The 9286-nt window shown below is 64.8% G+C and carries 8 protein-coding genes; 4 read left to right on the plus strand and 4 right to left on the minus strand.

The genetic code is table 11. From position 1 onward, the window contains the following. Positions 1-201 precede the first annotated feature (201 nt). Positions 202-744 (plus strand): DUF805 domain-containing protein, encoded by a 543-nt coding sequence (locus tag AC1DWI_RS05930; protein WP_477671297.1) that lies wholly within the window; start codon positions 202-204, stop codon positions 742-744. 57 nt (positions 745-801) lie between these two features. On the opposite strand, the gene AC1DWI_RS05935 is transcribed toward AC1DWI_RS05930, so the two are convergent. The 4 genes from AC1DWI_RS05935 to hemC are packed head-to-tail and all read right to left on the minus strand — an operon-like array spanning position 802 to position 5115. Next, positions 802-2085, minus strand: a complete 1284-nt coding sequence (locus tag AC1DWI_RS05935; RefSeq protein ID WP_477671296.1) for a heme biosynthesis HemY N-terminal domain-containing protein — start codon at positions 2083-2085, stop codon at positions 802-804. A gap of 23 nt (positions 2086-2108) precedes the next feature. Next, the gene (locus AC1DWI_RS05940) at positions 2109-3269 is read right to left on the minus strand and encodes a uroporphyrinogen-III C-methyltransferase (RefSeq protein WP_477671295.1); all 1161 of its coding nucleotides are present in this window, start codon (positions 3267-3269) and stop codon (positions 2109-2111) included. Next, on the minus strand, positions 3266-4117 hold the full coding sequence (locus AC1DWI_RS05945; protein ID WP_477671294.1) for a uroporphyrinogen-III synthase: 852 nt from the start codon (positions 4115-4117) through the stop codon (positions 3266-3268). Before AC1DWI_RS05945 ends, AC1DWI_RS05940 begins: the two co-directional genes overlap by 4 nt. 32 nt (positions 4118-4149) lie before the next feature. After that, positions 4150-5115, minus strand: a complete 966-nt coding sequence (hemC, locus tag AC1DWI_RS05950; RefSeq protein WP_477724528.1) for a hydroxymethylbilane synthase — start codon at positions 5113-5115, stop codon at positions 4150-4152. 104 nt (positions 5116-5219) lie between these two features. Here hemC and ppc point away from each other — a divergent pair, with 104 nt between their 5' ends. The 3 genes from ppc to AC1DWI_RS05965 form a co-directional block, all read left to right on the plus strand. Continuing rightward, the gene (ppc, locus tag AC1DWI_RS05955; RefSeq protein WP_477671292.1) at positions 5220-8105 is read left to right on the plus strand and encodes a phosphoenolpyruvate carboxylase; all 2886 of its coding nucleotides are present in this window, start codon (positions 5220-5222) and stop codon (positions 8103-8105) included. Between the two features lie 216 nt (positions 8106-8321). Then, the gene (locus AC1DWI_RS05960; protein WP_457279414.1) at positions 8322-8549 is read left to right on the plus strand and encodes a hypothetical protein; all 228 of its coding nucleotides are present in this window, start codon (positions 8322-8324) and stop codon (positions 8547-8549) included. 4 nt (positions 8550-8553) lie between these two features. Beyond that, on the plus strand, positions 8554-9286 hold a 733-nt coding region (locus AC1DWI_RS05965; protein WP_477724529.1), incomplete at its 3' end, for a hypothetical protein.

Here is a 9286-nt window from a genome sequence, read left to right on the forward strand (position 1 = left end):
CTTCGGGCAGTCGCGGCGCGATGCCTTTGCGCGGGTGGTCGGCAATGACCCGCTGTCGATGGATGTGGAGCCGACGCAACTGGCCGTCTCGCTGGTGAACCGCTACCACGCGGTCAAACGCGCCGGCCTGCTGTAAGCGGGCATTGCATTCAGCCCGGCAGCGGTTATTCTTCGTTTTTCAACAACAGGAGGGAAAGAGAAATGTCTGAAGCCATGAATCCTTATGCCGCACCGCGCGCGGCTGTCGCTGATGTGTATGACCGTGAGGGAGATACACAACCCGTCAAGTGGTTCTCTGCCAGGGGTCGCGTCGGACGCATGCGGTACCTGGCCCGCACCTTTGTGGGTTACCTGCTTTTGCTGGTGGGCGTCTTCGGACTCAGCATGCTGGCAGGCGCTGCCGGCGCCGGCGCCGCAGCGGGCATCGTTGGTTTCGTGGTCATGATTCCCTATTTTCTTTTTCTCATCCTGCTGACTATCCAGCGCAGCCACGACATGGGATGGAGCGGCTGGACGGCGATCCTGGCCTTCATCCCCCTGGTGGGATTGGTCTGGATTTTCAATTCGGGAACCGAGGGCAGCAACCGCTTTGGCGCCCCTCCGCCTCCCAACACCACGCTGGTCAAAATCGGCGCCCTGATGTTTCCCATCATCGTGGTCATCGGCATCATCGCCGCCATCGCTTTGCCGGCTTACCAGGGTTATGTGCAGCGGGCCAAAGCGGCTCAGGTGGTCAAGCCCTAAGCCTGCCACGGCGGGCGGCATGCCCGCCAGGAACGAGGCGCGCGCTCAGAGCCTGTCTTATATCTGCGCGGCGCGCTTGTAAGCTTGCGCAGCACCCGCCTCGTCCTCACGCTGCTCAGCCAGCAGCGCCAGGGCGCGCCAGGCATTGCGGTGAAGCGTTACATCCTGAAGCGCCGGCGCCGCCTGCGTCAGCAACTGGCGGGACTTGCCCCAGAGTTGGCGGCTCAGGCAAGCCATGCCCGCCAGGTATTGCAGGTTGGCATCGCGTGGACGGCTGAGCTGTGCGTTTTCAATGCGGGCCAGCCAGGCCGCGTCCAGCGAATCGAGGCCTGTTTCGAGCACGCTGATCAGCTTGATGCGCAGGTTGTCGCCGATCTCCGAGCGAGGCTGCATCGTGCGGTCCCAGACCTGCAGCAGCCAGCTGCGGGCCAGTTCCGGGTCACCGTGCAGCGCCATCAGGCGCGACGCCGCATGCACCACCAGCTCGGGCATGGCGCGTTCGGTGTCATCCAGAGAGAACCAGGCCTGCTGCAGCTGCGCGGGGTCGTGCGCATCGTTCAGCAGCTCCAGGGCCAGGCCGCGCACAATGCTTTGCGCCGCCGCCTGCGAAAAAGCGCGGTGCTTGGCCAGCAGGCGCGCGGTTTCCAGCGCTTGCGCCGTGTGCCGCGCATGCCGCGAGGCACGCAGCTTCATGCGCAGGGCCAGCGTGCGGCGCGATGCCCCCTGCGGAAGCTGGCCCAGCCAATCCAGTGCCGCACCCGCGTCACGGTCGTCCAGCGCCCAGCGAGCCGCACGGAACTGCACGCCCTCGCGCACTTCCTGCGCATGGCGTGAGCTCTTCAACGCCAATTGCAGGTGCTGGTCGCGCAAGCTCTTGTTTTGGAGCGCCTGCGCGGCTTCGGCCACCAGAAGATGGGCCAGCGAACGCAACTGTCTGCCGCGGCTGGTGCTGTGGCCTGTCACATGGCCGGATTCGTCGGTCAGCAGGTTCAGGCTCTTTGCCTGCGCAAGCGCATTTTGTGCCGACTTGGTCGAGCGGATGTAGCGCCCCGCCAGCAGATGCGCCAGAGAATCCATGAGGGCGCCGTACATGGCGCGCTCCTTTTGCTGGGCACGCCAGCGCCTGGCTTCCGCCGGCAGCGAAAACACCGCCGACAGCGCGCGCAAGGCCAGGTACAGCACCAGGAAAAGCGCTGCCAGCAGCATCACCATCAGGTTGAAGGAAATATCGACACGGTGCGGCGGCCAGAAGATGGTAACCACGGCCTGGTTGTTGCCCGTAAACAGGGCCACGGCAACGGCTACGCCAAACAGGGCCAAAAGCCAGAGGGCGGCGCGCATTGCTGGTTCCTGCCTTTTCCCGCTCAGCGGCCTGCGGCCGCTGTGGCCAGCGCGGCCATGGTTTCGTCCAGGCGCGGAAGCTCGCTGGTTTTCAGCTGGCCCTGGACCTGGGCCAGCAACTGCGCTGCGGCCTGCGTTTTGCGGGACGAGGCATCAAAATATTTGCCCAACCAGGCATTGGCACTACCAAGGTCGGCGCGCACCGAATCCGTCTGCCGCGACAACAGGCCCAGGCGCGCATTGAGCAGGCGCAGCTTGAGGTTCTCCCGCAGGAAAAACGACTGCTCCGGCGACACAAGGGCGGCCTCGGGCTGGTCAATGCGGCTCACGCGCAGCAGCTTGCGTGCTTCTTCGCGCAGGTTGTCCAGCGTGCGCTGCGACCAGGCATCGAGAGCCAGCTTGTCGAATCCCAGCATGGAAGGCTTGCTGGCGGAAGATGCCGCCGACGCAGCAGCGCGCGGCGCGGAAGCCGGCGCGGCCGCCGCGGGCAATGGACGCTGGCCGGCTGCCACCATGGCGTTGGCCACCGGCAGGTCGTCTGCCATGCGGACCAGTTCGTCGAGCTTGAGCATGAGAACCGGCACGTCGGTCAGCGTTGCGGCCTTGATGCGGTCCATGTCTTTGGCAATGGCGCGTTGCAGCGGGTTCAGGCGCGGCTGCGCGGCGCGCGACAGGCGCTGGTCGGCCGACTTGAGTGCGGCCAGTAGCGGTTCGGCGCTGCCGGTGAGCTGGGCCTGCTGCTGGGCCAGGCGCAGGGCCGACTCCACATCAACCACCAGATTCTCATCGCGCGAGCGCGACAGGCTCTGCATGAGCTCCTCCAGCTGGGTGCGCTGCAGGCTGACTTCGCTGATGCGGGTTTCCTGGATGGCCAGCCGTGCGGAAAGTTCGCGCGTACCTTCCTGGGCCTGGCGCGCCAGTGTGCGCGCTTCAATGGCCTGCGCGCCGGAATCAATGCTGCGGCGGGCCAGCTCTTCCTGGATATTGCCGAGTTTTTGCCACAACAAGCCGCTTACCAGCATTCCCGCAGCCGCCAGCGCGGCAACCAGAAACGCCCATTTGCGCGGCACCACCCAGACGTCGGGCGAAACGGGTTGCGGGGGAAGCGGCACCAGCGCGCGTTCCAGCACCGGCTCGTTGTCTGGCGTGGAGGATGGAGGCTGGGCGTTAGGGCTGTCACTCATGGATAAAGAGATTCTATCGAGGCAAGTGTGTCCCTGATGTCCTTCAGGGCAGGACGTGACGCCACAACAACACCCCAACCGGCAGCACGCACGGCTTCCTCAATCCGYGGATGCGTGGCCACCGCGCGGGCGCGGCGCCAGTCTACCCCGGCCAGCGCAGGCAAGGCCGTCAGGTTGGCCACGGCTTCAGAGCTGCTGAAGAGCCATACAGACCCATCCACGGTGGCCGCGCGCGCGCGCTGAAGTTGCGTTTCGTCGAGCACAGACGCAAGGCGCCGGTAAACCCCCACAAAATCCACCTGCGCACCAGCAGCCTCCCACTGGCGGGCGATCCAGTCGCGGCCGGAAGATGCCGTGGCCCCAGACGAGGCAGCACCCTCCCCCCGCACCACCAACACGCGCTTGCCCTGCCAGTCGCGCTCGCCTATCACGGCCCACAGGGCTTCCGAATCAAACTGGGCCGCATCGGCCGGCGGCGCATCGATCTGCCCGGCAGGAACCCCGGCGGCTACCAAAGCCGTCACAGTGCCCGGCCCGGGCGCCAGAAAACGCAGCGCAGCCGGCAGCGTTGTATCGGCATTCGCTATGCTATTGATAGCTACTTGCGCTTGTCCCGTATGGGCTGCAGCCATTTTTTGTTTGAAAAAGTACTCCACCGCATTGCCGCTGACAAACATGCAGGCGGCGTATTGGCCCAGTGTTTGCCAGACGCCCTCCAGCGCGGCCGTATCCAGAGCGGGGGCGATATCAATCAGCGGCAGGGCCTCGGCGGCAAAGCCCCCCTGCTGCAGCTGCTGCACCCAGTGCTGCGCATCCTGCTCGGGCCGCGTCACGATGACGCGGGTCATAGTGCCACCCGGAGGCACCGGCGCCTGTAGCATCAGGCGCCCGGGGCTTTGCCGGCMCACACGGCGCCGCCGGCGCGCAACTGTGCCGCCACGGCCTCGCCCAGGGCCTCGGCCTCGGCAAAACTGCGCACCACGGCGGTCTGGTTGACCTGTACCAGCGGCGCCAGTGGGCCCGCAATGGCGGATGGCGCCTCGGCGCTGGCCGGGTCGCCCCAGGCGGCATTGAGTTGCATTGCGTCCCCGTTAGCAGCACCCTGCGTAAAGGCCGCCAGCGGCATGGAACAACTGCCGCCCATGGCGCGCGACACCGTGCGCTCGGCCGTTACCGCCAGCCAGGTCGGCTGGTGCGCCAGCGTGGCAAGCGCGGCCATCAGGTCGGCGCGGTCGGCGCACACTTCAATGCCCAGGGCGCCCTGGCCTGCGGCCGGCAACATGTCTTCGGGCTCGAATGCGCTGCGGATGCGTGACTCCAGACCCAGGCGCTTCAGGCCCGCAGCCGCCAGCACGATGGCCTGGTACTGGCCTTCGTCGAGCTTGCGCAGGCGCGTGTCGAGGTTGCCGCGTAGCGGCTGTACGACCAGGTCGGGACGCATGGCCTTGAGCAGCACCAGCCGGCGCAGGCTGGAAGTGCCCACCACGGCGCCCTGCGGCAGATCCGCGAGTGTGGCAAATTGATTTGAGACAAAAGCATCGCGCGGGTCTTCCCGCTCCAGCACACAGGCCAGCGCAAAACCTTCGGGCAGGTCCATGGGCACATCTTTCAGCGAATGCACCGCCAGGTCGGCCCGCCCTTCGCTGAGCGCCACTTCGAGTTCCTTGACGAACAGGCCCTTGCCGCCGACCTTGCTCAGCGAGCGGTCCAGTATCTGGTCGCCCTGTGTGGTCATGCCCAGCAGTTCCACCTGCCAGCCCAGGCGCGACTCCAGCAGCGCCTTCACATGCTCGGCCTGCCACATCGCCAGGCGGCTTTCGCGGGTGGCGATGACCACTTTTTTCATATCATTCGGTCTGGATTCAAACGCTGCGGACACTCGTAACCTGCTTGTAATACTTGGGGGGAAGTGAATGCTAGCATGCAAGGCTAAAGAACTAGAGGGTAGAGATGGTCACTTCCGCGCGCGCCAAGAGGGTTAAACCAAACGTCAACGAGGGCGCCAAAGACGCCGCCGCGGCCGGTGCAACCAAAACGTTCAGTCGTTCCAGAGACAACGAACGCCCGCTGGTCGAAGACATCCGCCTTTTGGGCCGTATCCTGGGCGACGTGATCCGCGAGCAGGAAGGCGTTGCCGCCTACGAACTGATCGAGCAGGTGCGCAAGCTCTCCGTCAGCTTCCGGCGCGACGCCGATCCCGAAGCCGACAAGTCGCTCAAAAAATTGCTCAAGGGCCTGTCAGGCGACCAGACGGTCAGCGTGATCCGCGCCTTCACTTATTTCAGCCACCTGGCCAACCTGGCCGAAGACCGCCACCACATCCGCCGCCGCGCAGTGCATGAGCGCGCGGGCGACACCCAGGAAGGCAGCATCGACGTAGCGCTGGCCCGACTGCGCTGGGCCGGCATCTCGACCAAAACCATTTCCACCACCCTGGCGCACAGCTTTGTCTCGCCGGTGCTGACCGCCCACCCGACCGAAGTGCAGCGCAAAAGCATCCTGGACGCCGAGCGCGACATCGCCCTGCTGCTGACGGCGCGGGACGACATCAAGGCGTTGGCGCAAGCTGTCAACGCCGCCAAGGATGCGCTGACACCGCGCGAGCTGACCGCCAATGAAGCGCAGCTTCGCGCCCGCGTCATGCAGCTGTGGCAAACCCGACTGCTGCGTTTTTCCAAACTCACCGTCGCCGATGAAATCGAAAATGCGCTGAGCTACTACGAAGCCACTTTCCTGCGGGAAATTCCCAAGCTTTACGCCAACCTGGAACGCGAGCTGGGCAACCAGCCGGTGCACAGTTTTCTGCGCATGGGCCAATGGATAGGCGGCGACCGCGACGGCAATCCCAACGTCAGCGCCGACACCCTCAATTACGCGCTGGGCCGGCAGGCAGAAGTGGCGCTGCGCCACTACCTGACCGAGGTGCATTTCCTGGGCGGCGAGCTCTCGCTGTCAGCCATGCTGGTCGAGTTCAGCCCCGCGATGCGGCTGCTCGCCGAAAGCTCACCCGATACCAGTGAACACCGCAAGGACGAGCCCTACCGCCGCGCCCTCACCGGCGTCTACGCACGCCTGGCCGCCACACTCAAGGACCTGACCGGCGGCGATGCCGCGCGCCATGCCGTGGCGCCGCAAAACGCCTACCTCAAGTCGGAAGACTTCCTGGCCGACCTGCGCACCATCGAAGACTCCCTCAAGGCCCATCACGGCGAAGCACTGATCGCTCAGCGCCTGCACCCGCTGATCCGCGCGGTCGAAGTGTTCGGCTTTCACCTGGCCACGGTCGACCTGCGCCAGAGTTCCGACAAGCACGAAGAAGTGGTGGCCGAACTGCTGGCCGTTGCACGCATCGAGGCGAATTACGGCAAGCTGGACGAAGCGGCCAAACGCGCGCTGCTGATGGGCCTGCTCAACGATGCACGGCCGCTGCGCGTGGTCGGCACCGCATATTCAGCCCACGCCCGCGGTGAACTGGCGATTTTTGAGGCGGCCCGCACGGCGCGCGCCCGCTTCGGAAAGGAAGCCATCCGCCACTACATCATCAGCCATACCGAGACCGTGAGCGATCTGCTCGAGGTGCTGCTGCTGCAAAAAGAAGTCGGCCTCATGCACGCCACGCTCGACAGCCACGCCACCAACGACCTGATCGTCGTGCCGCTGTTCGAAACCATCGAAGACCTGCGCAATGCCGCGCCCATCATGCGCGAGTTCTATGCCCTGCCCGGCATCGCCCAGCTGGTCAAGCGCAGCGGTGCCGAGCAGGACATCATGCTGGGTTATTCCGACAGCAACAAGGATGGCGGCATCTTCACCAGCAACTGGGAGTTGTACCGCGCCGAGATCGCGCTGGTCGAGCTGTTCGACGAACTGGCCAACTCGCACAACATCCAGTTGCGGATGTTCCATGGCCGCGGCGGCACGGTCGGCCGCGGTGGCGGTCCGAGCTACCAGGCCATCCTGGCGCAGCCGCCCGGCACGGTGCGTGGCCAGATCCGTTTGACCGAGCAAGGCGAAGTGATCGGCTCCAAATACGCCAATCCGGAAATCGGCCGGCGCAACCTGGAAACGCTGGTGGCCGCCACGCTGGAGGCCACACTGCTGCAGCCGACCAAGCCCGCTACCAAGGCCTTTTTGCAAGCCGCCGCCGAGTTGTCACAGGCCAGCATGGCGGCCTACCGCAACCTGGTTTACGAAACCCCCGGGTTCACTGAATACTTCTTTGGCTCCACGCCAATCCGCGAGATTGCGGAACTCAACATCGGATCCCGCCCGGCGTCACGCAAAGCTTCGCAGAAAATTGAAGACCTGCGTGCGATTCCCTGGGGTTTCAGCTGGGGCCAGTGCCGCCTGACCCTGCCCGGCTGGTACGGCTTCGGCTCGGCCATCGAGCAATTCCTCCAGCAGGGCGGTACGCCCGCCAGCCGCAGGGAAGCGTTGGCATTGCTGCAAAAAATGTACAAGCAGTGGCCGTTTTTCCGCACCCTGCTCAGCAACATGGACATGGTGCTGGCCAAGAGCGACCTGGCGTTGGCCTCACGTTATTCGGAGCTGGTGGGCGATGCGCGCCTGCGCAAAAAAATCTTCAGTGCGATTGAGTCCGAATGGCATCGTACGGCCGAGGCGCTGACGCTGATCACAGGGGAAAAGCAGCGGCTGGCGGGCAACGCGGCCCTGCAGCGCTCCATCCGCCACCGTTTTCCGTATATCGACCCCCTGCACCACCTCCAGGTGGAGCTGGTGCGGCGCTACCGCGCCGGCCAGGCCGACCAGCGGGTGCAAACCGGCATTCACATCTCCATCAACGGGATTGCCGCGGGCCTGCGCAACACAGGCTGAACGGCAGTGAACAACAGGCAGCCATGCAGCGCGTGAGAGGTTTCCCGCCGTAGGGGTATTGCCAGGGGCGCATACTGTAGGCCTTGTCCTAGACAAACTCCAGCGTCTTCTGATGGCCCCGCGAGGGGCCGGTGCGTAGCATGGTGTCAGACACGGAGCAATGCGGGTATTTCGCCACGCGTTGCCCAAACCAGCTTACCCCCGGAGCGCAAAATCATGACTACCCTGGAGATCATGGCCGACTCACCGTCCGCCATTCAAAACGATTTTGTTTCCACCGACGCCGCCGATCTGGCGTCACACATGGATCAGTGCGCGCATTCGCGCAGCCGGTTTTTTACGCTCCAGTCCGGGCTTCAGTCCGCGCACTCCCTGGCCTCACCGCGCATCATCACAGTCGCGGCCATACTGGCTATTTTTCTTGGCCTGTTAGCCGTAGCCTGAGCGCGTGACCACCGCGGTCATCGAGCGGCTGGACACCCTAAGCGCCTACGCCCGGCAACTGCTCGCCTCCCGCCAGGGCGGCGCAGAGCAGCCCATCCGCGCCGAACTTTTCGGTGCACAACGCTTTGAGGAGCACGGCCGCAGTCTGGCCGCAGCCCAGCCCGTCAGGCCTGCCGGCAGCCCTGATCACGGTCCGCCTTTTTTCCCGCGCGTGCAGGAAAACATCGCCGCCATCCGTCTTGCCTACGACTACATTGCCCTGACTTCGCTGACAGGCCACTACGTAACGCCGGCCGCCGAATGGCTGCTCGACAATTTCCACCTTGTCGAAGCCCAGCTGCAACAGATCCAGGATGGCGTCCCCCTGCGCTACTACGCGGATCTGCCCAAGCTGGCGAGCAAGCCGCTGGAGGGCCTTCCCCGGGTATACGGTATTGCCTGGGCCTATGTAGCGCACACCGACAGCGTGCTGGACCCGGAGCTCTTCACGGCCTTCCTGCATGCCTACCAGGAGGTCAGTGAACTCAATCTCGGCGAACTCTGGGCCTTGCCGACCACGCTGCGCGTGGTCCTGCTGGAAAACCTGCGCCGTATGGCCGACCGCATCGCCTGGAACAAGGTGGCCCGCGAAGTGGCGCATGCCACCTGGGACAAGGCCGGCGTACTGAGCCTGCAGGATCTCGACGAGCTGTATGGCCTGATGCAGGCCCATGGCCTTGAACGCAGCTATCTCACGC

This window comes from Polaromonas sp. P3_C2 (assembly GCF_056402675.1).